Here is a 26,760-nt window from a genome sequence, read left to right on the forward strand (position 1 = left end):
AGGCCGAATTTGAATTCTTTTCTGAACAAAACCCCCTACTATCTGTTGTCAAGGTTCAGTTTTTAGCTTGGTTATCGCTTTTTCCATTGTAGCTTAAAGCCGTCCTAAAAGGACGGGGTTTTAACCCAAATTTTCGATAAACTAAACGATATCCACTCCAGAAAACCGCGATGGTTCAAGCGACCGAATATCTCTATATCGTTCGAGACGACGAGATTTTACACGGGGAACCAATTATCAAAGGAACGCGTACACCCGTCCGCGCCATCGTCGAAACTTGGCGTCTGGGGGTCGCTCCCGAAGAAATACCCCTAGGAATGCCCCATCTGACGTTAAGTCAGATTTTCAGTGCGTTGACCTATTACAGCGACCATCTAGAGGAAATTAACGCTTATATCGAGCATAACCGCGTTCCCGACGACTTAATCGATCCGCTGCTAAAAAATTCGTGAATAATCTCTTCGGCATAAAGGAACCCTTGTCACATCGAAACATTTCCTTAAGATATAAGACCGAAGGTCCAGTCTGGATACAAAATTGATATACCTAGAATCGCTACTCTGGCTCACCCTCTAGGCCATTCCCTTCCAGACTGCTAGGCTATTAGACAAGATGAATAACAATCAAACTCCACGGAAACAAGGACTATACGATCCCCGATTTGAACATGATGCTTGTGGTGTCGGTTTTATCGTTCATAAAACGGGGAAAAAGTCCCACGATATTGTTGAACAAGCCTTAACAATTTTACTAAACCTCGATCACCGTGGCGCGTGCGGTGCGGAAAAAAATACCGGAGATGGGGCGGGTATTTTATGCCAAATCCCCGACCTATTTTTCCGGAAAGTGACCAGTAATCTAGGTTTTACCTTACCGGCAGCGGGACAATACGGGGTAGGAATGCTTTACACGGCCCCCGATGCCGAAATTCGCGGGAAAGGTCGGCAGGAATTCGAGAAAATCGCCGCCGAAGAGGGGTTAAAAGTTCTCGGTTGGCGTGATGTTCCCACGGATAACTCCAGTTTAGGCAATTCGGCCAAATCTACCGAACCCTTTATCGAACAGGTTTTCATCGAACGCGATGCCAATTTAAGCGATGATCTGGCCTTTGAACGCAAATTATACGTTATTCGCAAACGTTCCCACCTCAGTCGTCAATCCTTTAATCGTTACTGGTATCCTTGCAGTATTTCTAGTCGTACCATTGTCTATAAAGGGCAATTAATGCCAGTACAGGTGGGTGACTATTTTCCCGATTTACGCGACCCCGACTTTCAAAGCGCTTTAGGATTAGTCCATTCCCGTTTTAGTACCAATACCTTCCCCAGTTGGGAACGCGCCCACCCTTACCGTTATATTGCCCACAATGGCGAAATTAATACCCTGCGAGGTAATATTAACTGGATGCACGCCCGTCAGTCGATGTTTGCCTCACCCTTGTTCGGGGAAGACATCAAAAAAATCCAGCCGGTAATTAATATCGAGGGTAGTGACTCCTTAATTTTTGATAATGCCCTAGAATTAATGGTTTTATCGGGGCGTTCTCTCCCTCACGCTGTCATGATGATGATTCCTGAACCCTGGGCGGCCCACGAATCGATGAGTGATGAGAAAAAAGCTTTTTATGAATACCATTCCTGTTTGATGGAACCCTGGGATGGTCCGGCCTCGATCGCTTTTACCGATGGTACGATGATGGGAGCAGTGTTAGACCGCAATGGTTTACGTCCTTCCCGTTACTACGTCACCAAAGATGACCTAGTAATCATGGCATCGGAAGCGGGAGTTTTACCCATTGAACCGGAACGCGTCGCTTTTAAAGGTCGTCTGCAACCCGGCCGGATGTTCCTTGTGGATATGAAAGAAGGTCGTATCGTGGCCGATGAGGAGATAAAAGAAGGTATTGCCAAAGCTCATCCCTATCGCCAGTGGTTAAACGAAAATTTAGTCAATTTAGATGATTTACCGGCCGTTGAAACTGCGCCACCGGAAACTGCTGTTTCCCTAATTCAACAGCAAACCGCTTTCGGTTACACTTTTGAGGAATTACGTCTTTTATTAGCCCCCATGGGCCGGGATGGAGTGGAAGCAGTGGGTTCCATGGGTTCCGATACACCCCTAGCCGTCTTGTCCGATCGCCCAAAACTGCTTTATGATTACTTTCAGCAGTTATTCGCCCAAGTCACTAACCCCCCGATTGACTCAATTCGCGAAGAAATTATCACCTCTCCCATCACCACTATCGGCGCGGAGAGAAATCTCTTGGATCCGCAGCCGGAAAGCTGTCACCTGATTAAACTTAACTCTCCCATCCTCACTAACGCCCAATTAGCGCGTTTACAGGGCAATAGCGAATTTAAAACCGTGACTATTCCCATTCTCTTCGATCCCACTTCGGGAGTCGAGGGGATGCGTAGCACAATTGAGGCAATTTGTCAAGAGGTGGACGAGGCAATTTTAGCGGGCGCGAGCATTATTATTTTAAGCGATCGAGGTATCGATAAAAATCACGCCCCGATTCCCTCACTGCTGGCGGTTGCCGGTTTACACCATCACCTCATCCGGCAGGGAACCCGCACCAGAGTCGGCCTTGTCCTGGAATCCGGCGAACCCCGGGAAGTGCATCACTACGCCCTTCTCCTCGGTTATGGTTGCGGTGCGATTAATCCCTATCTAGCCTTTGCCACCCTCGGCAGTATGATCGAGGAAGGTTTATTGGTAGGAGTTGACCACCAGAGTGCCTGTAAAAACTACATAAAAGCCGCCACCAAGGGCGTAATTAAAGTGGCCTCTAAAATTGGCATTTCTACCCTGCAAAGCTACCGTGGGGCGCAAATATTCGAGGCTATTGGCTTAAATCGATCGGTAGTCGATCGCTATTTTACTTGGACAGCTTCCCGCATTGAAGGGGCCGATTTAGAAATTATTGCCCTGGAATCCCTACTCAGACACGGCCACGCTTTCCCCGACCGGGACGTGAATGTGCATACCCTCGATATTGGCGGTGAATATCAATGGCGTAAGGACGGGGAAGCCCATCTTTTTAGCCCAGAAACCATTCACACCCTGCAACAAGCGGTAAAATTGGGCAAATACGACCTCTTTAAGAAATATTCCCAACTGGTCAACCAACAAAATCAAAAATTCTTCACCCTGCGGGGACTATTAACCTTTAAAAACCGGGAAAGTATCCCCATCGAAGAAGTGGAACCGATTGAAGCGATTATGAAACGCTTTAAAACCGGGGCCATGAGTTACGGGTCTATTTCCAAAGAGGCCCACGAATCCCTCGCTATTGCCATGAATCGTATCGGTGGCAAGTCGAACACCGGGGAAGGGGGCGAAGATTCCGAGCGCTACACTTGGACAAATGAACGGGGAGACTCGAAAAATAGTGCCATTAAACAGGTGGCTTCCGGCCGTTTTGGTGTCACCAGTCTTTACCTCTCCCAAGCGCGAGAATTGCAGATAAAGATGGCCCAGGGGGCAAAACCGGGCGAAGGCGGTCAATTACCGGGTAAAAAAGTCTATCCTTGGATTGCCAAAGTCCGTCACTCCACCCCCGGAGTCGGTTTAATCTCTCCCCCACCCCACCACGATATCTACTCGATTGAAGACCTCGCGGAGTTGATTCATGACCTAAAAAATGCCAATCGTGCGGCCAGAGTGAGCGTAAAACTGGTTTCTGAGGTGGGAGTTGGCACAATCGCCGCCGGAGTCGCTAAAGCTCACGCCGACGTGGTTTTAATCTCTGGTTTCGATGGTGGGACCGGTGCCTCACCGCAAACCTCGATTAAACACGCGGGTTTACCCTGGGAGTTGGGACTAGCAGAAACCCATCAAACATTGGTGTTAAATAATCTTCGCAGTCGCATTGCGGTGGAAACCGATGGCCAGATGAAAACCGGCCGCGATGTGGTGGTAGCGACGCTATTGGGGGCCGAAGAATTCGGTTTTTCGACCGCGCCACTGGTAACTCTAGGCTGTATTATGATGCGGGTTTGTCATCTTAATACCTGTCCGGCGGGGGTAGCGACTCAGGATCCGTTATTACGGAAGAATTTCATCGGGGATCCCGAATATACGGTGAATTTCATGAAATTTATCGCCCAGGAAGTGCGGGAAATTATGGCCGAATTGGGATTCCGCACCTTAAATGAAATGGTGGGGCGAACTGATGTATTAGAGCCAAAACAGGCTGTAGAACATTGGAAAGCGAAAGGAATTGACCTAACTCCGATTCTCTATCAACCGGAGGTAGCTCCAGAGGTAGGACGCTATTGCCAGATTCCCCAGGACCACGGTTTAGATAAGTCCTTGGATATAACCGTTTTACTGGATTTATGCAAAGATGCCATTGAAAAAGGCGAAAAAGTCAAGGCGACACTACCGATTAAAAATATTAACCGCGTGGTGGGGACGATTTTAGGCAACGAAATCACTAAACGTCACTGGGAGGGTTTACCCGAAGATACCGTACATCTCCATTTTCAGGGCAGCGCGGGGCAGAGTTTCGGTGCTTTTGTTCCCAAAGGGGTGACACTGGAGTTAGAAGGGGATGCCAATGATTATGTGGGTAAGGGTTTAAGCGGTGGCAAAATCATCGTTTATCCGCCCAAAGGTTCCACTTTTGTGGCCGAGGAGAATATTATCATCGGTAATGTGGCTTTATACGGCGCGACCAGTGGTGAGGTGTATATTTCTGGGGTTGCTGGGGAACGTTTTGGGGTGCGTAACTCTGGGGTGACTACGGTGGTTGAGTCCGTTGGCGACCACGCTTGCGAGTATATGACTGGGGGTAAAGTCGTTGTTTTAGGGCCCACCGGTCGCAATTTCGCCGCCGGGATGAGTGGTGGTGTCGCCTACGTCCTCGATGAGTCGGGGGATTTCGCCACTCGTTGCAATACCCAAATGGTAGCTTTAGAGGCGCTAGAAGGGGAAGAAATCGACGATTTACGCGAGTTAATTCAACGCCATGCTGATTATACCCAAAGTCAAAAAGCGTCCCTGGTTTTAGCAAATTGGTCGGAAATGTTGCCCAAGTTTGTTAAAGTAATGCCCAAGGATTATAAGCGGATGTTGCAGTGTATTAAAGAGGCGTTAGATTCTGGTTTAACCGGCGATTCTGCCCTCGATGCGGCTTTTGAAGCCAACGCCCGCGATGTGGCAAGGATTGGCGGTAGTTAGGGTTTTATGGGGGGCTGAATAAGCCCCCTTTTTTTCAATAGACAAGTTAAAATAGAGGGTAGATGTTGTTTATAGACCTAACTCCTGTCATTCCAATGGACACACAAAACAATTTTCTCACCTTTGAAATTTTTGCATTTGACACTTCTAATCAATCTCATATCAAAACTCCTGATAATTTAGTCTATCTTCTCGCCTCGAATAATTCATTTTGGAAGGGAACACAACAAATAGATTGTAACAGTCGCCAAATCAAGGATAATTTTATAGAAATTACAGTAAATCCAATTAAATTTGATCAAGACAGCAAAGATAAATGTATTACAGGTTTTTCAATTGTTGTAAAGGGAGAATATGATTGTTTAGAACCTCAACGTATTCCAATTTTAAATTTTTTCAAAGAACAAAAATTAGAAACACTGTATATAGTAAAAGACGAAATTTCTGAGCAGATTGCTGTTCAAATTTATCCTTATATTTATCGTGTGGAAAACCATTTAAGAGCCTACATAACGAAATTCATGACAACCAAGATAGGAGTGAATTGGTGGACAACGGGATCCCCCCAAGATTTTAGCAGGAAAGTCAAGGACAGAAAAAATAATGAAACAGAATTTGCAAGCTGTATTGACAATAAACTCTATCTGATAGATTTTGGTAATTTAGGTGAGATTATATACAAGCTTTCATCTGGTTGTATAACCAAAGAGGATTTAATTAAAAAAATTGATAGGCTTGAAGAAACTCCCGAAGCAATTCGTAAATTAAAAGAAGAAATTAAAAGCAACTATGATAAGTTTTTTAAGGAATCATTTAAAGACAGAAATTTTCAATCTGATTGGGAGGAACTGCATAAAATCAGAAACAAAGTAGCTCATAATAATCTTTTTACCAATGAGGACTTAAGTGTGGCCAAAGAAATATACAAACACTTAATTGAAACAATCGAGAACGCAGAGCAGAAACTTGAAGGACTGATATTAACTCCTGAAGAAGTAGGATTAATACAAGAAGAAGCAAATTCTATAGAAGCTAGACAATATCCCATCGAAAAATTGATGGATATAGTAGGAAAGTTACCATCCGAAAAATTTATGGATCCATTAAGCCCATTAAGAAAGTCACCATCTGACGTTAAAAAAATGATAGATTAATACGAGCGAGATAGGAAAGAATTTATTGAAAACAAGAGAAATTAATGAACGCAATTTATGAACTTTATTCCGATGTAATTTTACTACAAAACATTCCCGAAGAATGATTATCCGCAGGAGACGTGGGAAATTGGTAGAAAAACATCAAATTGAGGGATTAGAAACGGGTTATAGTGTCGAGTTTTCCGATAGGTTGGGAAAAACAATTACTGTTGTCACCATGGCCGAAAATTCCCTCTGGTTCCCCGACCCGCTAAGGACCCGTGTTAAACTGATTAATCATGCTGGTGTCTAGAAGCGACCTATGCCGAACTTAACCTTAAGCAATGAACAAGTTATCGACTTATTCAAACAACTCCCCGAAGACCAGAAACGGGAAGTTTATAAAATTCTCATTCTCAGTCAGTGGAGACAGTTGGAACCAGTATTTAATGAAGGAGCAGAAAGAGCTAGAATCGTAGCCAAAGAACGCGGCTATGATTGGGATACCATGACGGAAGACGAAAGAGAAGAATTTATCGATGAAATCGTTCACGAAAAATAGTGACCTATGTAGTTGTTTTTGATACAAATATATTAATCTCTGCTTGGCTGTCTAAAAACAGCCCTACATTTTCCTGTTTATCGTTAGCGAAGACGGGATCGGTATCTTCAGTAACTTGCCAAGAGATTTTAGACGAATTATCCGAAAAACTCCAGCAGAAATTTCAAATATCTGAACGGGGACTTAGAGAATATATCGCGGAAATTCGTCAATTTTCTAGCCTTGTTCCGATAACAAGACAACTGAGAGCGGTTCCCAACGATCCCGATGACGATATGATCATAGAATGTGCGATTGTTGGCAATGCGACCCATATTATCACGGGGGACAAACATCTTCTTTCACTGGTTGAATATCAAAATATTCAGATCGTGAAAGCAAAAGACTTTTTGGACTTTTTAGATCGAAATAATAACCATGAATTATGAACTTTACTCAATGGGATTTTATTAAAAGATATTCGCGAAGCAAGATTATCCGCAGGAGACGTGGGAAATTGGTAGAAAAACATCAAATCGAGGGATTAGAAAGGGGTTATATTGTCGAGTTTTCCGATAGGTTGAGAAAAACGATCGCCCTACCAAAGACGTTGAATACCGTACCGATCTAAAATAAGACCTCTGGCAAAAGTCTTAAGTCGATCCTTGTACAGCAACATTTTTGAAGATTATCAACTACTAATAAATAATTAACTGAAAGTCCTTCCCATTATTGTTTCTATCGTTTGTTTTCGGATTTATGCAAGAGGTCTATAGTATCTACACTAATAATCGGAATATTTTCAACAATGGCTTGAGCTACCAGAAGGCGATCAAAGGGGTCTTTATGATAAAAAGGAAGGGTGATCAGCGCATCCGTATGTTCTGGTGTGATGGCAAGGATATTAAATTGATATTGATTAAGGCATACGTCGATAAAATCTTTGTAAGATTGATGTAAAATGAGTTTACCGATACTGATTTTGATGGCGATTTCCCAATAGGATGCTGGGCTGATTAATATTTCGTTATTTTGGTTAATAATTAGTTGATGGGCGGCGCTACTTAGTGGGAATTCGTTGAGTGTGTACCAAAGCAGAGTATGGGTATCGATTAGACATTTCAATGCAGATACTCCGCGAAGTCTTGTAAGTGTTCTTCATCATCGGCCACGATGGTAATCATTCCTTTACATAGGCCAGGCCCCGGACGTTGGGGAGATGTGGGGGTTTGCCCGATTAATTTGGCTAGTGGGAGATTATTATCGGTAATCAACAATTCTTCCCCCGGTTTGAGATTGTATATCAGTTCGGGCAGTTTGGCTTGAGCTTCTTGGAGAGAGACAATCATAATTTTACGGCAAGCGCGAAGATGAAAGGACTTTCTAGGCCGATAATTTCTCGATTCTAACCGATCGAAGCCCGGAAGGTGTAGGCGAACCGAAAACCTTCTCCATTAAGGACCGGTGTTAAACTGATTAATCATGCTGGTGTCTAGAATTGACCTATGCCGAACTTAACCTTAAGCAACGAACAAGTTATCGACTTATTCAAACAACTCCCCGAAGCACAGCAACGGGAAGTTTATAAAATTCTCATCCTCAGTCAGTCGGATCGATGGGAGTCCTTGTCTAATTACGCCATTGACAAAGCTCGAATCGTAGCCAAAGAACGCGGCTATGATTGGAATACCATGACGGAAGAAGAAAAAGAAGAGTTTATCGATGAAATCGTTCACGAACCTTCATAATATCGACCGAATTACAAAGGAGCATATTTTACCATAAATATTACCTTATCTCCCGCATTAGAACAATTAATTAACTCTCAATTATCGACAGGGAAATATAATAGCGTTGAAGATTTATTGAAAGACGCTTTGTTAAATTTAGCGGACAAACAAAACCGTCAGGCTTTAAGCAAAAAAGTTAAAGAACTCTTCGATAAAACTCAATCCTTACCCGGCGTTCAGGATATTACCGAAGAAGAGATCGCCGAAGAAATTGAAGCGTACCGAAGAGAGGACTTAAAAGAAAAATGGGCTAAAGGGTTTCAAGAAGTTGAAGAAATGGAATTGACCGCCTCTGAAATTAGTGAAAAGGACTAGGAAAATCTTTTGATGGATAAATATAAACAACAGGGATTGATCCTATGATCCTGTGCGATACTGCCCCTTTATTCTGTTCGGTAGATAAATCTCAGCCACGACATCAAGCAGTTAAAATTTTTATCGAGAATGAGTTCTCTTATCTAATAACAACTTGGGCTTGTTTTACTGAATCCATGTATCTCTGCTTGCAACGTGGGGGATGGTCGATGCAAGCTCAACTCGGTAAATTGCTATTGAAGAAAATGGTACGGTTAGCCTCGATCGAAGAAAAAGATTATCCTCGATTACTGTCACTGATGGAAAAATATAAAGATCGCCCAATGGATTTAGCTGATGCGACTTTAGTCGTAACGGCTGAGAATTTAAAAATCAAACGAATTTTAACCTTCGATTCCGATTTTTTCTCGGTCAGCATCATTTAATCTGGTCATTGTCCTTGCCTCTGTTGATCAATTTCTTCTTCCTTTATATCCTGTTTTCAGTATTTCTGCAAAACTGAGATGCCCCCTCAGAAAATCGGGGCAGATTTTTATTTTGCTACTCCTTATCATTCTTGGGAGAGGGGGATTAAACGAGCATAATAAGGGACTCTTAAGACAATTCTTGCCCAAGAAGACGAATTTTAAAATCCTGAAGCCAAAGGAGGTAGAAAGAACCCTAAACTTAATTAACAATCGAGGTGGCTCCATAACAGCTGAAGCTAGAGCTAGTAAATATAAATAGCACCCTGTTGATTGATGTTAAAGGTGGTATAACCGGGGGTACTCCCCGGAACTTTGGTGACAGTAATCGTGACTAAATTATCATCATTGACCTCTACGGCATAGATTAAACTAGAAGAATAGGGATCTGCGGCGGCATTAGCCCGATTAATCAGAATATATGCTGGAATTACCAAACCTCTTAGGTTTGTCTCCGTACCTGGAGATAATAATTGGGGAGAGGAATTAATATTGGCCGATAGGTCATAATTGAGGTCAATATCGGTTTGATTGATGATTTTAATCTCCACGGGACGACTCGTATTCACCCTAGCAACAGGCTGCCAAGGACCGGGTTGAAAGGTGGTAGCGGGGGGATTTTGAGCGGGTAGAGAGGGGGGAAAAGCTAATCCCAGACTGAAGACGAGGGAAAGAGTTAAAAAGCGATCGCATTTCATAGATAAATCCTGGTCTAAGGTTTTCATCCTATTTTAGGGAAGTATCTCCAGTGTTTTATACTTGAGTAGAAGCTTTTGAAATTGTCTATAGCAGTGAGTGATCAGCTATCGGGGGAATATCCTAAGCTTCCCCGATTTTGCTCTATAAACAAGGCTAAATACACCTTTTTTTCTCTAGAAGTTTCCCTAGTAACCCCTATCAACGGTTTAATTTAGGTTGAGATTGATTATATGCCTACCATCGACATATCGGGAGTATCCCACAGTTACGAGTTATTTTCGCCCCGAGCGGATAAACCGGTTTTAGTCTTTATACACGGTTGGCTGCTGAGTCGTCACTACTGGCAGCCTTTGGTAGATATTCTCTCCCCGGATTATCCCTGTCTAGTCTATGATCTCCGGGGCTTTGGCGACTCCCAAAAAATCACCTCTAACAGTCCTCCTAGTAGTTATAACCTTGAATCCTACTCCCAAGACGTTATTACCCTTCTTAACCGCTTAAACCTCGATGCTGCTTGGTTAGTTGGTCATTCCCTCGGTGGTAGTGTTGCTTTGTGGGCCGCGGATAGCTGTCCTGAAAGGATTAAAGGGGTAATCTGTATGAATGCCGGCGGTGGCATCTATCTAAAGGAGGAATTTGAGCGATTTCGGGAAGCCGGAAGACAGATTTTACAGAGAAGACCGCCTTGGTTGCCCCGTGTTCCCTTTATTGATGTTTTATTCTCGCGGATGATGGTCAAGCAAACCCTAGGTAAAAAATGGGGCAAACAGCGCGTGATTGATTTTGTCCGGGCCGATTACCAAGCGGCCCTAGGGTCACTTTTGCAAACCACCACTATCAGCGAAGTTCATCTTTTACCCCAGATTGTCTCCCGTCTCCCGCAACCGGTCTATTTTCTGGCGGGGAAAGAGGATACGATTATGGAAGTTAAGTACGTTAACCATCTGGCCAGTTTTCATCCTTTGTTTGAAACTGGCAGCAACGTCATTGAGTTATCCGATTGTGGTCATTTTGCTATGCTGGAACAAACAGCAGCGGTGGCCCAAAAGATGATGGCTATTTTACATCAGCATCGCAGTTAGAACCTTTAGGTAAGCGCATTCTTGAACTTTTCCAACAGTTTCTTAACTCCACAAACAGTGAACTAATACTAAATCCGTTGAGTATAGGCTACTTAAGTAGGTAGGCACAATTATTTGTAGGATGGGTTAGCGGTAGCGTAACCCATGCGGGCGTTGGGTTTCATGCTTCAACCCAACCTACGTTCTAAATCCGTTGAGTATAGGCTACTTATGAAGACAGGCACTCATGCACTCATGCAAAAGGCAAAAGTGGAAATAAATAATCAGTCTTTAATAACTGGATTTAGTGTAAAAACTCAAATCTGATCCCCGATAGCTGTCTGGGAGTCTCCTACTTAGGGTTGGCTGAATAAATGTGAAATATAGACGAGGTAAGGGTTTTAGATGCCTGTTTCGCTCCCACAGGTGCAAGATTTTGAGAGAATCGTGGTTCAAAACCTTGCATCTTCGGGGCGAAGCATTTCGGATAGGAAATCTACGGTTTCAGCGATAGGTTATGCCCGAATGCTTCGCCCCTACTTTTTCAGCAAACTCTAATTAATTTCTTAGGCCATAATTAAAACTCAATAACTTTAACCATAGGCGAGGATTGTCTTTTTCTAGCCAGCTTTGGGAGTTTTTTAACCATTGGGAAAACCAGGGACCGAAAAGCAGATTTTTGACTCCATCAAGGCTAAAATCGAGATAGGAACCCAACCAACGAATTAAATCCTGACTGCCAGCCATTTCTGCTATCCATAACAGTAAAGCGGGGTTTTTTCTGGCCGCTTTAATTGCTAAACGGCTAAAGGTCAACCAATCGGTTTTATCCTTAATAAAAGTTTCGGAAATCTCGGGCGGTTCGTCGGCCAATAAACCGAAAAATGTGTTTAACATGGCGTTAATTCTTTGGGGTGGTAAGGTTTTTCCCGTGGGAACCATCATTCCTTTAGAAAATAACCAAGTTACCGCCACATTACTTTGATAGGCCCGCACGTTTTCTAGGTCTTTAGCTGTTAGTAAATCGTGTTTCAAGGCCAGAGCCAAAAGATGGGTTAAGCGCTCTAAATTACGCACCAAAGAACCGAACCCAGTAAAAATTAAGGGTGATTGCAGGGAGGCGGCATCACCGATGGCTAAAATGCGATCAAAGGAGACAATTCGATCTTTTTTTCCTGTGCTAAAATGCCCCGGTATATAACCAAAGGTTGGTTTTTTCCAAGTTAATTTTTCTGGATCACACTGTCGATATTCGGGTAAAATAGTAAAGAAATCTTCGTACATTTCCAACAGAGAACCGGGGTTATCGGGATGGACTTGATGATAGTGAAATAGATAGAAAGTTAATTCTCTTCCTTCCCCCGGAAATAATTCCCAAATTAATTGCCTACCTTTAGAAATATCGCCATGGGAATTTAAGACATCGCCATAGTGAGAATCCCACACCACCGGATCGAATCCTTCTACTACTGCCCCCACCGTCGGACAGACACTATCAAAGGCACGCACTCCGTTTAATTGCCAGGCAATGGCAGAAGCGGAACCCATAGCATCAATCAATAAACGACCTTTTATCTGTTGAATTTCTCCACCATGATTAAGGGTGACAGTAACACTATTAGCAGTAATATCAGCCTTAATAAATTCGGTTTGATCGAGAATTTTACCGCCATAATCCTGTATTTTTTTACCGCAGGATTGCAGCAATTTATCGGAATTAATGGCGATATTTAAAACCGTGGGAGTATGGAGAATCTCCGCCTTCAGATGGGGGGGATTATTGCCATCAAAAAACTTATTAAAGCCATCGATGTATTCTTGGAAGATTAATTCCTCGAATTCCTCGGCAGTAAATAAGCCTAAATTAATTAAACTTTGAAACTCCGATCGAGAGATATTCCATTCCCGATTCATCCGTCCGAAAGGCAGTCTTTCTACTAAGAGGACTCGATAACCTAATTTGGCCATCTGTGCCGCATGAATTGCCCCCAAGGCACCACCAATATAAATTAAGTCGTAGGCGATGGGATGCTCATTTTCCTCACTGCTAGAGAAAATTACCGGCTGCGGTTGTTGGGGATTTTTGGCACTGTCGCGCCAACGTTTTTCCCACCAGTACAAACGTTCTAAATCTGTCTCCCCTTGGGGCATTTTGCGGAAGTAGTGAACCGTTAGGGGATAGTCCGCTTCTAAATCTGTAAAAATTGAGTGATTTTTTTGATCGATGTTTGGTATCGTGCTATACTGCGGCGGAAAACGCTTTTGTAAAGCTCGATCGAGCTGCCGAGTCAGGGATGTTTCTTGAGAATGCGATCGCTCACCCCAGCGGAAAACTTTTAAATAAGTAGTCCGTTGCAGCGTCCAGACAAAGATCGACAATTCGATCGCCTCCGATAAGCGCAATCTCACCCCGTTGGGTGTATTTGTCTTGACACCGCTTGCGGGTTGCCAATCGGATTGTAACCACTGACAAACGGCGATCGAGTCGGGAGTCGGAATTTCTCTGTAAAGTATTTCTCTCATCTTGATTTAGCTATTACACCTAAAAATCGTCTGATTACGCTAGACTACACAAAAAGTTTTCTGAAAAAAGTTTAAAAAACTTTACATACCTAGATTAATACACAGCCAGGACCATCTGATTATGAATTATCCCATCCCGACTACCCCCGAAGAAATTGCCGCCCTCCGACAGCGCCCCGTGGACGAGGAGATGATCGCTGCCGTGATTGCGGGAATCATTAGAATGGCCCGCGCCCAGGGTCAATCTCTCGATGATCTGACTGAAGAAATTCTCGCAGAAGACCCGATTTTAGATCAAGTGCAACGACGTTGGTTAAGTCAGCTTTTGACTAATGCTTGGCAAAATTTAGCTGGATGGGTGTAATTGAGCGATGGAATGGCTAACAATCACTCTCGCTGGTGTTTTGACCCTGTTAACTCCCGCAGGGGCAATTATCGATACGGTTTTAGCCCATACCCTTCGCTCCCAAGTCCAAAAAGTGGAACAATTAGCCGTCAGGGTCGATAATACTCCCAATTATCAGGCTCTGCAAGGCAAAATCGATCGAGTTCGCATTTCCGCACGGGGAATTTATCCCCTTGCTGATGTTCGCATTGAGAAGATCGAGCTAGAAACTGAGCCAATTAGCCTCGATTTGCGGCGATTACAGCAAAAAAACAGCAGTTTAGCCGCCGCCTTGCGCCGACCGGCTGCCGGGGCATTGCATCTTGTCCTCACGGAAACTAATGTTAATCAAGCTTTACAATCAGCAGCGGTCAAAGAACAAATTCAGACCCTGATTAATAATCTGATTCCCTCTAGGGAAGAATCGAGCAGCACAAAATATCAACTTAGTCAAGCAAATTTTAACTTTCTTAATAATAATCGAGTCGCCCTCAGCCTGCAGCTAGAGACCCAAGGGCCGGACGGTCCCGCAGCCAGTCTCGATCTGAGCCTAGAAGTGGGATTTAAGCTAGTGCAGGGGCGAAAAATCGAGCTTATTGACCCCACAGCCACTCTTAATGGTCGTCGCATCTCCTCGCGCCTTCTCAAGGGGTTTGCCGAGGGTATATCCACCCAGTTAGATTTAAAAAACTTCGAGAAACAAGGAATTATCGCCCGCCTTCTCCAATTGCAGATCGACGATGATAAGCTGAGTATAGCCGCCTTTGGCAGCATTGAACCTCGATCGGGGAACCCCAATTAAATTTAACGGTCGGAAAACAGGAGATCGGAAGTGGGAATTATGAATTATCAATTATGAATTATTGAAGTGGGGAAGTGGGGAAGTGGGGAAGTGGGGAGACCACTTCGTGCGCGTTGCGGGGGGAGAATAAAAGCGTTCGACTGATAACTGATAACTGATAACTGATAACTGAATTATGCCTAGTTCTCGCTCTAGTGATAAAATCTCTTTGCCTTGGATAATTGGTATCGGCCTCGCTTTATTTACTGCTGGTGGGGCCACTGCTTGGTTTGCCGTCCATCACCTATCTTTCTCCCAGAAAACCAGCGAAAACCCGATTGAATCTCCCACTCCAGCGCCGATAAGTCAATCACCAATTGTTGAACCGGTTTCTCCCGGTCCAGTGGAGACAAGTCCGACAGCAACTCCCGCGGCTATTCCTGTTAGGGAAACTCGACAGGTTTATTGGTTAAAAGTGACTGATACGGGTAATCAATTAGTCAGCCAAGAAATTACCGTTCAAAAAGCGGATAGCCGCGAGCGAGAGTTAACAGCAGTATTGCAAACTCTATTAGCTGGTCCAAGTAATCCTCAGGATATGACTACTATTCCCCCTGGGACTAAATTACTTGATTTAAAAGTAGATAAAACGGGAATTAAGATTAATCTCTCGCGCGAGTTTGGCAATGATGATGGTCCTGATATGTTAATCGGTCGTTTGGCACAAATCATCTATACTACTACTACCGAGTATCCCAATGCCAAAGTCTGGATTCAAGTGGAAGGAAAACCCCTAGAATTACTAGGAGAAGGCCACGGTATTGAAGTGGCCCAACCGATGACTCGTAAGTTTTTTGAGGAGAATTATCAATTGTAAGTTTTCCGCGCATTTCAATTGTTTGTTGCCATAGCGAATTGAGATTAACTAGGGGGATTAGTGGGGGGATAGGGAAAAAAAATCGGATAGGGAATTTTAATTCCTTCTTGCTGATAGCGTCGGTGTAGGAGTTTAATAAATTCGTGTTTAATGGTGAGATGTTGAAAAAATTCTTCTTCTACCACCTTGAGATAAACTGTTAGCACAATGCTATAGTAATCGAGTTTACCATAAAGAATCAAGGGTTTATAGTCACCGAGTTGAGGTTGCAATAACTGGGCGATTTCTTGCATAACTTCTAGGGTAACTTTTTCGACTTTTTCTAAGTCACTATCGTAACTAATGCCCACTTCCACGGGAACCAGTAGGGAGTGATCTGGTAAACTATAGTTACGGAAACTAGAAGCAATGATCTGAGCATTGGGAATAACCAAAAGATTATTGGTAATTTCTTCGATTACTGTGCATCTTAAATCCACATCTCGCACATAACCAGCTTCTCCCGTTCTCAGTTCAATATAATCTCCCGGTCTAACTTTTTTGGAAGTGATAATATTAATCCCTGACATTAAATTAGCTAGGGTGTTTTGGAGAGCTAAACCGAGGGAAACACCCCCAATACCAAAGGCAGTAAGCATGGGAGTGATCGAAATACCAATCGAGCTTAAAATAAGCAAAAAACCGCAGCTAAAAATCAGAACTTTGGCGAGAAATTCAAATAGGGAAGTTAGGGAAGAAATGCCATCATCTCCCGTGGTATAAACTCGTAATATTTCCACGGATAATTGAGCAACAACCCAAGTAGCCGAAGCTAAAAAAGCTACTAGCAGCAATTTTTTGCTCAGGAGAATAAGGGAGGGAAAGAGGGGAAGATTAGGAAGGGAGAGGGCAATATTTAACCCCAAAAGTCCGAACCAAAGTATGCTTAATCCACGAAGGGAACGTAAAACCCCTTCCGAGAAACGCAGGTTTTTTTCTCTGGCAATCGATAAAAGTTGACTGACAACGCGCTGTTCTACGAGCCATCCCAACAGCAGGAAACTGAGGATGATGGTGATAGGTAGGATAATATAGGGCCAATCTTCCAGTCTGGTTAATAGGTTCATTGCTAGAGGGTTAGAAAAAGTTACACTTTTGCCTTATATTATTCCCTATTTCTCTATCTCTAGCAGCGGCGGTGGAATTTTGGGGCAAAAAGTTGCAAAATGTAAAGAGAAACTCATCTTTTCTGCGGCGGCTTGCGTGAATAGTCAGTTAGTTAAACCAAAATTCGGGCTTTATCGATTCTTAATGGTTATAATCGTGGTTTTGTTCCTGATTAGCACCTATTTAATCACCTTTCATCTGGCTAAGATGTCGGATCCCTACATTAAAGAGGTGTTATCCCGACAAGGTAATGTCAGTCGCGGTTACGAAATCTTTCAGATTAACTGTGCTGCTTGTCACGGTCAATTTGCTGATGGCATCGTCGGACCGAGTTTAGAGGACGTTTCCCGTCGCAAATCGAGAATTAGTCTGATTGAACAGGTAATTAGCGGTAAAACCCCACCAATGCCGAAATTTCAGCCCGATTCTCAAGCTATGGCCGATTTATTGGTTTATTTAGAAAATCTTTCAAAAAACTGACTTGAAAGAGGGTGTAGGGTGTAGGGTGTAGGGTGTAGGGTGTGGGGTATAGGGAAGGAAACCTCTTTCGTCTCTGGTGGTGAAAACTTTTTCATCGGGACTGACTCTTGGCTGACATTGATGGTAAGCTAGGACGCATTGAAACTGGGTGGGGAAGTGGGGGAATGGGGGAATGGGGGAATGGGGAATTTCAACTAAAACCCCAACACCCCCCGCAACGCGCACGCAGTGACCACCCCAAAACCCAACCCCTGAGCGACTGATAAATTTTACTTATATAGAAAAATTTTGCTTCTATTTGGGTACGCTAGTAGAGACACTTAACGATAAATACTTATGTCTTGGCATTCCCAAGTTGAACCGGCAATTATCCAAGGAGATTTCTGGCAAGTTAGCCAGTTTTACGAAGAATTGATAGAAAGAGAACCCTTAGAAATTAGTCATTATTGGTATTTAGGATTAGCCTATCTTTTGGAAGCTAGGGAAGAAGAAGCACAAACTACTTGGTTATTCGTCCTCAGTCAAGGGGATGAAGGGGAAATGACTGCGTGGACAGCAGATTTAGTCAATATTTTGGATGGGGAAGCGCGAAGACAATTAGAGTTAGGCAATTTAGAAACCAGTTGGTTAATTCGAGGACATATTCGCGAGATTAGTCCCGATAATATTGATAATTTACTGCGGTTTATTTTATTAGCAATTAATTTGAATTATTTTGAAAAAGAGCAGTTAAAAACTTGGTTATTTGTTGATGTGTTAAAAACAAATAATTTCCAGAGTCTAGAATCAAGTTTATTAGCAGAAGTTTTAGAAAAATTTCTCGATTCTCAGATACCAGAAACCGTCCCCTACTTAGAGGCAATATTTCAATCTAACTGTCAGCGACAAACTTTTATCAAAGTAGTAGAAGCTAAAGTAACTTCTCTAGCCATGAATAATAAACCATTGGCTATTGATATTATTAATACTTGTTTAGCAGTAGAACCAGGGCAAATTTATCTGTTAGCTGAACTGTATCAATGTTATTTTGATAATCGAGATTTTGCCGCTGCTATGCAAGTAGCTAATCAATTAAAAACAAGTTGTCAAGGGTTGCCTTCTCAAGCTGTAGCTGATTATATTGCTCTTTATGTCAAATTATTTAGTGGTAATTGGGTCGATATTAAGGCAGATATTGAAGAATATGCAGAATCCTTGCAAAAAAGTATCGCTAATCGAGAATGTCCCAGATTATTGAATAAACCATCCCTAACAATTTTATCCCCTCTAGCTTACCTAGAAGATAACCCAAGAAAAAACCGTTATATTAGTAATTGTGTTGGTCAACTTTTTCAGGAATATGTTCGCAATAATTCTAACTGTCATTCTCTGCAAAAATCGACTATTAAAGATGCCAATAAAGTTCTTAAAATTGGCTATATTGCCCATACTTTATATAATCATTCTATCGGATTAATCTCTAGATGGTTAATCAAGTATCATGACTATAATGAATTTCATATCTCCTTATACCTAGTATCTCAACAAGAAGATTTTATCACTAAAAATGATTTTAGAAATCAGGTAAATGCTTGCTATAATTTACCTGATAACCCGCTGCTAATTGCTGAAAAAATTAGTCAAGATAACATTGATATTTTGGTAGATTTAGACAGCATCACTAATAATACTACCTGTCAAGTCATGGCACTAAAACCCGCACCAATACAAGTGACTTGGTTAGGTTTTGATGCGTCAGGAATTCCTGCAATTGATTACTATCTTGCTGATAATTACGTTTTACCAGCAGATGCACAGGAATATTACCGAGAAAAAATTTGGCGCTTACCTAATTCCTATATTTGTCTGGATGGTGTCGAGGTTGCTTACCCCTCTCTCCGAAGAGATGATTTAGGGATTCCAGAGGATGCAATTAATTACTTAACCGTACAAACGGGGGTTAAACGTAACCCTGAAACTATTCGACTTCAGCTACAAATTTTAAAGGCAGTTCCTCATAGTTATTTGAGTATTCAGGGGTTAAGTGATGCTAAATCAGTGGAAAAATTATTTTTCAAAGTTGCCGAGGAAGAAGGAATTAATTATGAGAGATTAAAAATCTTACCCCTCTATCCCACAGGAATTTATCGAGCAAATTTAAGGATAGCTGATGTGGTTTTAGATACCTATCCTTTTACGGGAGGAATGACGACTTTAGATGTGCTGTGGATGGGGATTCCTTTAGTTACAAAAGTTGGTCAACAATGGTCATCGAGAAATAGTTATACTTTAATGGTTAATGCGGGAATTAGTGAGGGTATTGCTTGGAGTGATGAGGAGTATATCGACTGGGGGATTAAGTTAGGTAAGGATGAAAACCTGAGACGCAAAGTTATCGCTAAATTAGATGAATCTAGACAAACTTCACCGATTTGGAATGCACGTCAGTTTACTAAAGATGTGGAAAATGCCTATCGTCAAATGTGGCAAATCTATTGTGAAAGTTAATCAGGGAGAATTAAACCATGTCTTGGCAAAATGAAGTTCAAACCGCTTTAGAAAACAATCAATACGATATTGTTAGTCAGTTTTACGAAGAACTGATAGAAAGAGAAACCACAGAAATTAGTTATTATTGGTATTTAGGATTATCCTATCTTTTGGAAGCTAGGGAAGAAGAAGCACAAACCACATGGTTATTCGTCCTCAGTCAAGGGGATGAACAGGAGGTGATGCTGTGGACAGCAGATTTAGTCAATATTTTGGATGGGGAAGCGCGAAGACAAGTTAAGCTAAAAAATTGGCAATTAAGCTGGGTAATTCGTCAGCATATCTACGAGATAAATCCAGATAACTTAGAAAATTTATTATATCTAGTGCTGTTAGAAATTAAGCTAGAATATTTTTATCCCCAAAAACTTAAAGATTGGCAAATAGTTAATTTAATTAACTCAAACAAGTTAGAAAATTTCGATATAAATTTACTCTTACACACAATCTATAAACTTCTAGATTGGCCAGCGCAAGAAGTTCTGGATATTATCATAACCCTTTTAAAAATAGACTCACAACAATTGGCAATATTGGAAATTATCGAACAACATATTGAAAAGATTTATTATACTGATAAAACTAATGCTGTTATTTTGACTCTTAGCTGTCTAGATATTATACCCGATCGCTTACAGCTTTTGCATAAAATTCATCAATACTATATCGATACTGGTAACTTTGAGTTGGCCTTGGAAACTGCCAATAAAATCAGGAATTTATCCAATGATAAAGTATCAAAACTGGATAGTATTTATCTGCTGCTCTATACGGAACTTTTAGCAGGTAATTGGTTAAATATTGGCAATAAAACCCAAGAATATTATCAAGCAATTCAAAATAATTTAGAACGGTGTCAATGTCCTATGAGAAATCAAGCTGAGGTTATTTCTATCACTTCTCCCTTAGCTTATTTAAAAGATGACTTAGTAGGTAATCGCAGGTTAACTAATCAGTTAGCCAAACTTTTTCAAGAGGCAGTTAGAAAAAGATTTAATCAAGTTACTATCGAGTCTCAGAAACCTAAAGATGTCAATAAAAAACTAAACATTGGCTATATTGCCCATACTTTACGGCGACATTCCGTCGGGTTTTTAAGTCGCTGGTTAATTCATTATCATCAACGAGATAACTTTAATATTCATCTCTACCTAGTCAATCAAGTCGAGGACGATATTACGGAACAATGGTTTAAAAATAAGGTGGATAAGTATGATAATTTACCAGCAAATCCCCAAATTATTGCTGAACAAATTAATCAAGATAACATCGATATTTTAGTAGATTTAGATAGTATAACTAATGATAGCACCTGTGGAGTTATGGCAATTAAACCCGCACCAATTCAAATAACATGGTTAGGATTAGATGCCACAGGAATACCTGCTATTGATTACTTCCTTGTAGATAATTTAGTTCTAGAAAAAAATGCCCAAGAGTTTTATCAAGAGAAGCTTTGGTGCTTGCCTAACTGTTATCTTGCCGTGGATGGATTTGAAATCGGAACACCAACGCTAACCCGAGAGGATTTAAACATACCAGCAGAGGCAATTACTTATTTAACTTTGCAAGTGGGATTAAAAAGAAATCCTGCCACAATTCGCTTACAAATGCAGATTATTAAAGCAGTACCTAACAGTTATTTATTAATCAAAGGTGCGGGAAGTGAAAAGCTAATCAAAGATTTATTTATCAGCATTGCTAAAGAGGAAGGAATCGATGAAAATAGATTGCGCTTTCTCTCAGGAGTTGCTACGGAGGAAATTCATCGCGCTAATCTCCAAATTGCCGATGTGGTACTCGATACCTATCCCTACAGTGGTGCAACCACTACTCTAGAAACTCTTTGGATGGGTATTCCTGTAGTGACAAAAGTTGGTCAACAATGGGCCAGTCGTAACAGTTATACTTTTATGACTTATGCGGGAATTAGCGAGGGTATTGCTTGGAGTGATGAGGAGTATATCGATTGGGGAATAAAATTAGGAATGGATGAGGAATTAAGAAAAAAAATAGCCATGCAATTGCAAGCTTCTCGTCAAACAGCACAGATTTGGAATGCACGTCAGTTTACTAAAGATGTGGAAAGCGCCTATCGTCAAATGTGGCAAATCTATTGTGAAAGTTAATTAAGGAGAGAATTAAATCATGTCTTGGCAAAATGAAGTTAAAACCGCTTTAGAAAACAATCAATACGATATTGTTAGTCAGTTTTACGAAGAACTGATAGAAAGAGAACCCCTAGAAATTAGTTATTATTGGTATTTAGGATTATCCTATCTTTTGCAGGCAAAAGAAGAAGAAGCACAAGCTACTTGGTTATTTGTTTTCACTCAAGGAGAAGAACAGGAAACTGATTCATGGCTGCTAGAATTAAGCAATATTTTAGCAGCCGAAGCTAACCGACAATTAGAGTTAGAAAATCTAGAAATCACTTGGTTAATTCGTAAACATCTACAGGAAATTAATCCCAGTTATCTCGATAATTTACTGCATTTAACTCTCGTTGAAATTAAATTAAATAGATTTCATCCTCAACAACTGCAAGAATGGCAAATACTAGAATTAATTACTCAGGGTTCAGTTAACTCTCAATTATTGGAACGGGTAGTAATTGCCGTCATACCTTACGCTCATGAATATACCATAGAATTAGTTCGGTTAAGTTTACCCTATCTTGACAATTCTCCAGAATTACTTAATCACGTCATCACTGTCACCCGACACTTTGCTTTTGAGAAATATCAACCTATTTATTCCGTTGACTTAGCGGAAGCTTTTCTTCCCCTTTATCCCGAAAATTTGCACTTAGTAGCTAATTTATTTTGGTTTTATGTCTCTGTCCCTAACTACCCAAAAGCGATAGACTTTATCAAAGAATTTAAAGAAAAAAGAGAAACAATTGATTTGAAAATGTTTAGTCAATCGCTCCTCTTTAATGGTTCTTTACGAGCCTCAAAATGGAATGACATTCCTAGTATTTGTCAAGAGTATAAACACTTAATTCAAGAATTTCTAGAAAAAAAGCCCCAAGACATACATCCCTTAGTTAGAGAAGGGTTACTAACAGTTATGAATCCGATTTCTTACTATGAAGATAAACCGAAAGAGAATCGACCGCTTTTAAGTCAGATTGGCAGTTTTTTCCAAGAAACATACAAAGCAATGCTGGGTTTTCAAGAGGAAAGTTTTGACAAACCGAGAGAAGATAATCCCAATAAAAAACTTAAAATTGGTTACATGTCCCAAACCTTAAAACGTCATCCCGTCGGTTTATTGAGTCGTTGGACTATTAATTATCACAATCGTGAGCAGTTTGATATTCACCTTTATATGGTGAGTCAACCTGTGGATGAAATAACTAAACAATGGTTTTCTAATCCCGCAGATAAAATCTATCATGCTACTGCTGATTCCCTAGCAACCTATCGCAAAATTAAAGAAGATAACATCGATATTCTTGTGGATTTAGATAGTGGTACTGGGGCAATCGTTGTCCAAGTTATTGCCTTAAAACCTGCTCCTATTCAAGTTAACTGGTTAGGTTTTGATGGTTCCGGTTTACCCGCAGTAGATTATCTTTTAGCGGATCCTTATGTACTACCAGAAAATGCCCAAGAATATTATCAAGAAAAAATCTGGCGTTTACCTGATGCTTTTGTCGCTGTGGATGGTTTTGAAATAGCCGTTCCTACCCTGCGAAGAGAAGATTTAGGTATTAATAATGATGCGGTTATTTATCTAAGTTCTCAAACTGCAATTAAGCGGAATCCTGCGATGATTCGCTTACAAATGCAAATCCTCAAATCCGTAGCTAATAGTTATTTCCTGATTCAAGGAGTTGCTGATGATAATTCTCTCCTAGATTTATTCTGTCAAATTGCCGCAGAAGTTGGGGTAGAAACTAATCGAATTAAGATGCTTCCTCTCTATCAGACGGAAACCTACAGGGCAAATTTAGCCATCGCTGATGTGGTTTTGGACACCTATCCCTTTAATGGTGGTACAACCACCTTAGAAACCCTCTGGATGGGAATTCCTCTGGTGGTTAAGGTGGGGCAACAATGGTCATCACGCAACGGTTATACTTTAATGATGAATGCGGGAATAACTGAGGGTATATCTTGGAGTGATGAGGAATATGTGCAGTGGGGAATTAAGTTAGGATTGGATAAAAATTTAAGAGAAGAAGTCCGTTGGAAACTCCGAAAGTCTCGTCATACATCTCCCCTCTGGAATGCCAAACAATTTACCAGAGATTTAGAAAATGCTTATCGGCAAATGTGGAATATTTATTGTCAATCTTAGCGGATAAAAACTATGCAATGGCATCAAGACATACAAACACACTTAAACGACAACAATTATCAACTGGTATTGCAGTTTTATGAACAATTAACTGAAAACAATTCTCCTGTAATTGAGGATTATTTTTATCTAGGATTAGCCTATCTTTTACAAGATAGAGAAGAAGACGCACAAGCTACTTGGTTACTGGTGTTGAGTCAAGCAGCTGAATCAGAATTATCGGGGTGGATAGAAACTTTAACTCAAATCTTAGATGCAGAGGCAACCAGACAAGAAAATTCCCAAAGACTAGAGACAAGTTATCTAATTCGATGGCAGCTACAAAATCTTAATCCTAGTTTTTTAAATAATCTCCTGCATCTGATGGAATTAGAAATACAATTCCAAAATTTTGCTATGGAAAAGTGCAATGATTGGTGTGTATTTGAACTGTTAGAGAATACAGCTACAGCAGCAATTAATCTTGATTTACTGCTGCGAGTGACGGAAAAAGTTTTAATCTACCCCTGCACTAATATCATCCACTTTTTAGAATTAGCAGCCTTACATATCAATAATCCAGAAATAATTGCGGCCAAAGTTATCTCAGCAATTGTCAATTATGGTTATCAACAAAAACAAAGTGTATTTGCCATTAATTTAGTAGAACTTTGTTTGCGCTTTCTACCAGAGGATTTATACTTACAAAATAGTTTGTTTAATCTTTATAAAACCACCACTGTTGACTATAAAAAAGCTCTAGAAATCGCCGATAATTTTTATAAAAATTGCCAAACAAATACTGAAAAGCTGTTCGGAATTTCTCTAGTGATTGGTATTTTACAAGCTAAGGGAGACTGGGGAAATTTACCTAAATTTATCGATGAATTAACACAACTAATCGAGCGACAAATTAATGCCGAACAATTTAATGCACGTCCCTTTATTATCGACTCTATTTTAGGAGTTAGTAGCTGTCTTCCCTACTATCAAGATAATCCGAAAATTAATCGCTATTTACAAAGTAAACTAGCGGAAATTTTTCAAGCAGATGTAAGAACACGCTATAACTATATTGCTCCTGTTTATTCTCCAAAATCTCCAGCAAGAAAAATAAAAATTGGTTATATTGCCTATACTCTCCGTCGCCATTCTGTGGGTTGGTTAAGTCGCTGGTTATTTCACTATCATAATCGAGATAAATTTGAAATTTACACCTATTTTGTCAACCAAGCAGCAGACGAAATTACTGAAAAATGGTTTAAAAATAACTCAGATTATAGCTATAACTTGCCAGCAAAAATTGAACAAATAACTGCCCAAATTCGTCAAGACAAATTAGATATTTTAGTGGATCTTGATAGCTTAACCAATAATACAACTTATCTAGTAATGGCCTTAAAACCAGCACCGATACAGGTAACTTGGTTAGGATTAGATGCGTCGGGAATCCCTGCGATTGATTATTTTATTGCCGATAACTACGTTTTACCCGAAAATGCTGAAGAAATTTATTCAGAAAAAATCATCCGACTTCCTAACTCTTATTTATCCGTGGATGGTTTTGAAGTGGGTGTTCCCACCAGGAGAAGAACTGATTTAAATATTCCCGATGATGCTATTATTTATCTGACCGTGCAATCGGGATTAAAACGCACCTTAAACATGATTTATCTGCAATTGCAGATTCTCCAACAGGTTCCTAATAGCTATCTTTTAATCAAAGGTTTTGCCGACAAAGAAACCATTCGAGAATTATTTCTCAAAAGTGCCGACGAATTGGGAATTAGTCAAGATAGATTAAGATTTTTGCCCAATGATTTCAATGAGGAAACCCATCGCGCTAATCTAGGAATTGCTGATATAGTTCTCGATACCTATCCCTATAATGGTGCTACCACAACCCTAGAAACCCTCTGGATGGGGATTCCTTTAGTCACTAGGGTTGGTGAACAATTTGCAGCCCGCAATAGCTATACTTTTATGAAAAATGCCGGCATTAGTCAGGGTATAGCTTGGAGTGATGAGGAATATGTGCAGTGGGGAATTAAGTTAGGATTAAATAAAAATTTAAGGGAAGAAGTCCGTTATCAATTACGTCAATCTCGTCATACATCTCCCCTCTGGAATGGAAAAAAATTTACCAGAGATTTAGAAACTGCTTATCAACAAATGTGGAATATTTAGGGTGCATCTCATTTTTGTCAATCTACTAAGTTGGGATTTTTAAGGGAAAACTCTCTTTTAAAATTGGGCTTTACTTCCGATTTTATCGCTCAATCCAAGCTTTTGGGGGGTTCTACCCCCCAAACCCCTAGGGTTGATTCATAGTAGGGTTGATTCATGAATCAACCCTACCCAAACCCCCCGTTGGGGGCGGGGCGCCGCCCCCAAACCCCGGCGCGCCTTAGTTTTTGGGGGGGCTGGGTTCAGGGAGCTAAAATGGGTGTTATTTTAATGTGGGTGTGGGGGGTGGGGTTTTGGGTGTGGGGTTTTGGGTGTTGGGTGTTGGGTGTGGGGTGGGGGTTGGGGGGTGTGGGGAGAATAAATAAAAAAGTC

The 26,760-nt window shown here is 41.1% G+C and carries 24 protein-coding genes and 1 pseudogene; 20 read left to right on the plus strand and 5 right to left on the minus strand.

Annotation, left to right across the window (positions count from 1 at the left end):
- Window positions 1–170 precede the first annotated feature (170 nt).
- The 7 genes from O9295_RS06490 to O9295_RS06520 all read left to right on the plus strand — a co-directional run bounded on the left by O9295_RS06490 (window position 171) and on the right by O9295_RS06520 (window position 7,495).
- The gene (locus tag O9295_RS06490) at window positions 171–452 is read left to right on the plus strand and encodes a DUF433 domain-containing protein (RefSeq protein ID WP_002750657.1); all 282 of its coding nucleotides are present in this window, start codon (window positions 171–173) and stop codon (window positions 450–452) included.
- 160 nt (window positions 453–612) lie between these two features.
- Entirely contained in the window at window positions 613–5,187 is a 4,575-nt protein-coding gene (gene gltB, locus O9295_RS06495) for a glutamate synthase large subunit (RefSeq protein WP_288032406.1), read from the plus strand.
- Window positions 5,188–5,282: 95 nt separating this feature from the next.
- Window positions 5,283–6,341, plus strand: coding sequence for a Swt1 family HEPN domain-containing protein (locus O9295_RS06500; protein ID WP_288032407.1), 1,059 nt, complete (start codon window positions 5,283–5,285; stop codon window positions 6,339–6,341).
- Between the two features lie 130 nt (window positions 6,342–6,471).
- Complete coding sequence (locus O9295_RS06505; protein WP_288032409.1) at window positions 6,472–6,636, plus strand: DUF4926 domain-containing protein; 165 nt, start codon at window positions 6,472–6,474, stop codon at window positions 6,634–6,636.
- Between the two features lie 9 nt (window positions 6,637–6,645).
- Window positions 6,646–6,885: a hypothetical protein gene (locus O9295_RS06510; protein ID WP_012264323.1), complete on the plus strand. Its 240-nt coding sequence runs from the start codon at window positions 6,646–6,648 to the stop codon at window positions 6,883–6,885.
- Complete coding sequence (locus O9295_RS06515; RefSeq protein ID WP_079206854.1) at window positions 6,885–7,313, plus strand: putative toxin-antitoxin system toxin component, PIN family; 429 nt, start codon at window positions 6,885–6,887, stop codon at window positions 7,311–7,313. Before O9295_RS06510 ends, O9295_RS06515 begins: the two co-directional genes overlap by 1 nt.
- Window positions 7,310–7,495 (plus strand): hypothetical protein, encoded by a 186-nt coding sequence (locus O9295_RS06520; protein WP_288032411.1) that lies wholly within the window; start codon window positions 7,310–7,312, stop codon window positions 7,493–7,495. Before O9295_RS06515 ends, O9295_RS06520 begins: the two co-directional genes overlap by 4 nt.
- 107 nt (window positions 7,496–7,602) lie before the next feature.
- Here the strand turns inward: O9295_RS06520 and O9295_RS06525 are convergent, their stop codons facing one another.
- A complete protein-coding gene (locus tag O9295_RS06525; protein WP_288032413.1) occupies window positions 7,603–7,989 on the minus strand; it encodes a type II toxin-antitoxin system VapC family toxin in 387 nt (128 codons plus the stop codon).
- Entirely contained in the window at window positions 7,986–8,213 is a 228-nt protein-coding gene (locus O9295_RS06530; protein WP_002763578.1) for a type II toxin-antitoxin system Phd/YefM family antitoxin, read from the minus strand. The genes O9295_RS06525 and O9295_RS06530 overlap by 4 nt, the downstream gene beginning before the upstream one ends.
- A gap of 156 nt (window positions 8,214–8,369) precedes the next feature.
- Here O9295_RS06530 and O9295_RS06535 point away from each other — a divergent pair, with 156 nt between their 5' ends.
- The 4 genes and pseudogenes from O9295_RS06535 to O9295_RS06550 all read left to right on the plus strand — a co-directional run.
- Complete coding sequence (locus tag O9295_RS06535) at window positions 8,370–8,612, plus strand: hypothetical protein (protein WP_002763580.1); 243 nt, start codon at window positions 8,370–8,372, stop codon at window positions 8,610–8,612.
- 117 nt (window positions 8,613–8,729) lie between these two features.
- A complete protein-coding gene (locus O9295_RS06540) occupies window positions 8,730–8,969 on the plus strand; it encodes a hypothetical protein (protein WP_288032415.1) in 240 nt (79 codons plus the stop codon).
- 44 nt (window positions 8,970–9,013) lie between these two features.
- Complete coding sequence (locus O9295_RS06545) at window positions 9,014–9,394, plus strand: type II toxin-antitoxin system VapC family toxin (protein WP_288032416.1); 381 nt, start codon at window positions 9,014–9,016, stop codon at window positions 9,392–9,394.
- An 87-nt stretch (window positions 9,395–9,481) separates the two neighbouring features.
- Window positions 9,482–9,650 (plus strand): annotated as a pseudogene (locus O9295_RS06550) (IS30 family transposase); the annotation flags it as partial.
- Between the two features lie 28 nt (window positions 9,651–9,678).
- On the opposite strand, the gene O9295_RS06555 reads toward O9295_RS06550, so the two are convergent.
- On the minus strand, window positions 9,679–10,131 hold the full coding sequence (locus O9295_RS06555) for a hypothetical protein (protein ID WP_061431049.1): 453 nt from the start codon (window positions 10,129–10,131) through the stop codon (window positions 9,679–9,681).
- A gap of 231 nt (window positions 10,132–10,362) precedes the next feature.
- Between O9295_RS06555 and O9295_RS06560 the strand changes: the two genes are divergently transcribed.
- Entirely contained in the window at window positions 10,363–11,214 is an 852-nt protein-coding gene (locus O9295_RS06560) for an alpha/beta fold hydrolase (protein ID WP_288032418.1), read from the plus strand.
- 537 nt (window positions 11,215–11,751) lie between these two features.
- On the opposite strand, the gene O9295_RS06565 is transcribed toward O9295_RS06560, so the two are convergent.
- Complete coding sequence (locus O9295_RS06565) at window positions 11,752–13,716, minus strand: FAD-dependent monooxygenase family protein (protein WP_288032419.1); 1,965 nt, start codon at window positions 13,714–13,716, stop codon at window positions 11,752–11,754.
- 121 nt (window positions 13,717–13,837) lie between these two features.
- Between O9295_RS06565 and O9295_RS06570 the strand changes: the two genes are divergently transcribed.
- The 3 genes from O9295_RS06570 to O9295_RS06580 all read left to right on the plus strand — a co-directional run bounded on the left by O9295_RS06570 (window position 13,838) and on the right by O9295_RS06580 (window position 15,759).
- A complete protein-coding gene (locus O9295_RS06570) occupies window positions 13,838–14,080 on the plus strand; it encodes a hypothetical protein (protein ID WP_002763591.1) in 243 nt (80 codons plus the stop codon).
- A 7-nt stretch (window positions 14,081–14,087) separates the two neighbouring features.
- The gene (locus tag O9295_RS06575) at window positions 14,088–14,903 is read left to right on the plus strand and encodes an LmeA family phospholipid-binding protein (protein WP_288032420.1); all 816 of its coding nucleotides are present in this window, start codon (window positions 14,088–14,090) and stop codon (window positions 14,901–14,903) included.
- Window positions 14,904–15,078: 175 nt separating this feature from the next.
- A complete protein-coding gene (locus tag O9295_RS06580) occupies window positions 15,079–15,759 on the plus strand; it encodes a GerMN domain-containing protein (protein ID WP_288032421.1) in 681 nt (226 codons plus the stop codon).
- Between the two features lie 44 nt (window positions 15,760–15,803).
- Here O9295_RS06580 and O9295_RS06585 read toward each other — a convergent pair whose 3' ends face one another.
- Window positions 15,804–16,865: a mechanosensitive ion channel family protein gene (locus O9295_RS06585; protein WP_288032422.1), complete on the minus strand. Its 1,062-nt coding sequence runs from the start codon at window positions 16,863–16,865 to the stop codon at window positions 15,804–15,806.
- 28 nt (window positions 16,866–16,893) lie between these two features.
- Here O9295_RS06585 and O9295_RS06590 point away from each other — a divergent pair, with 28 nt between their 5' ends.
- The 5 genes from O9295_RS06590 (at window position 16,894) to O9295_RS06610 (ending at window position 26,388) form a co-directional block, all read left to right on the plus strand.
- Window positions 16,894–17,385 (plus strand): c-type cytochrome, encoded by a 492-nt coding sequence (locus O9295_RS06590; RefSeq protein ID WP_288032423.1) that lies wholly within the window; start codon window positions 16,894–16,896, stop codon window positions 17,383–17,385.
- A gap of 336 nt (window positions 17,386–17,721) precedes the next feature.
- Window positions 17,722–19,872 carry an O-linked N-acetylglucosamine transferase, SPINDLY family protein gene (locus tag O9295_RS06595; RefSeq protein WP_288032425.1) on the plus strand — a complete coding sequence of 717 codons (2,151 nt, stop codon included), beginning with the start codon at window positions 17,722–17,724 and terminating at the stop codon, window positions 19,870–19,872.
- Between the two features lie 17 nt (window positions 19,873–19,889).
- A complete protein-coding gene (locus O9295_RS06600; protein WP_288032427.1) occupies window positions 19,890–22,043 on the plus strand; it encodes an O-linked N-acetylglucosamine transferase, SPINDLY family protein in 2,154 nt (717 codons plus the stop codon).
- A gap of 19 nt (window positions 22,044–22,062) precedes the next feature.
- The gene (locus tag O9295_RS06605; protein WP_288032429.1) at window positions 22,063–24,222 is read left to right on the plus strand and encodes an O-linked N-acetylglucosamine transferase, SPINDLY family protein; all 2,160 of its coding nucleotides are present in this window, start codon (window positions 22,063–22,065) and stop codon (window positions 24,220–24,222) included.
- Between the two features lie 12 nt (window positions 24,223–24,234).
- A complete protein-coding gene (locus O9295_RS06610; protein ID WP_288032430.1) occupies window positions 24,235–26,388 on the plus strand; it encodes an O-linked N-acetylglucosamine transferase, SPINDLY family protein in 2,154 nt (717 codons plus the stop codon).
- The last annotated feature ends 372 nt before the right edge of the window (window positions 26,389–26,760 follow it).

The sequence above is a fragment of the Microcystis sp. LE18-22.4A genome (assembly GCF_027531105.1).
In the GTDB taxonomy this organism is placed as follows: domain Bacteria; phylum Cyanobacteriota; class Cyanobacteriia; order Cyanobacteriales; family Microcystaceae; genus Microcystis; species Microcystis aeruginosa.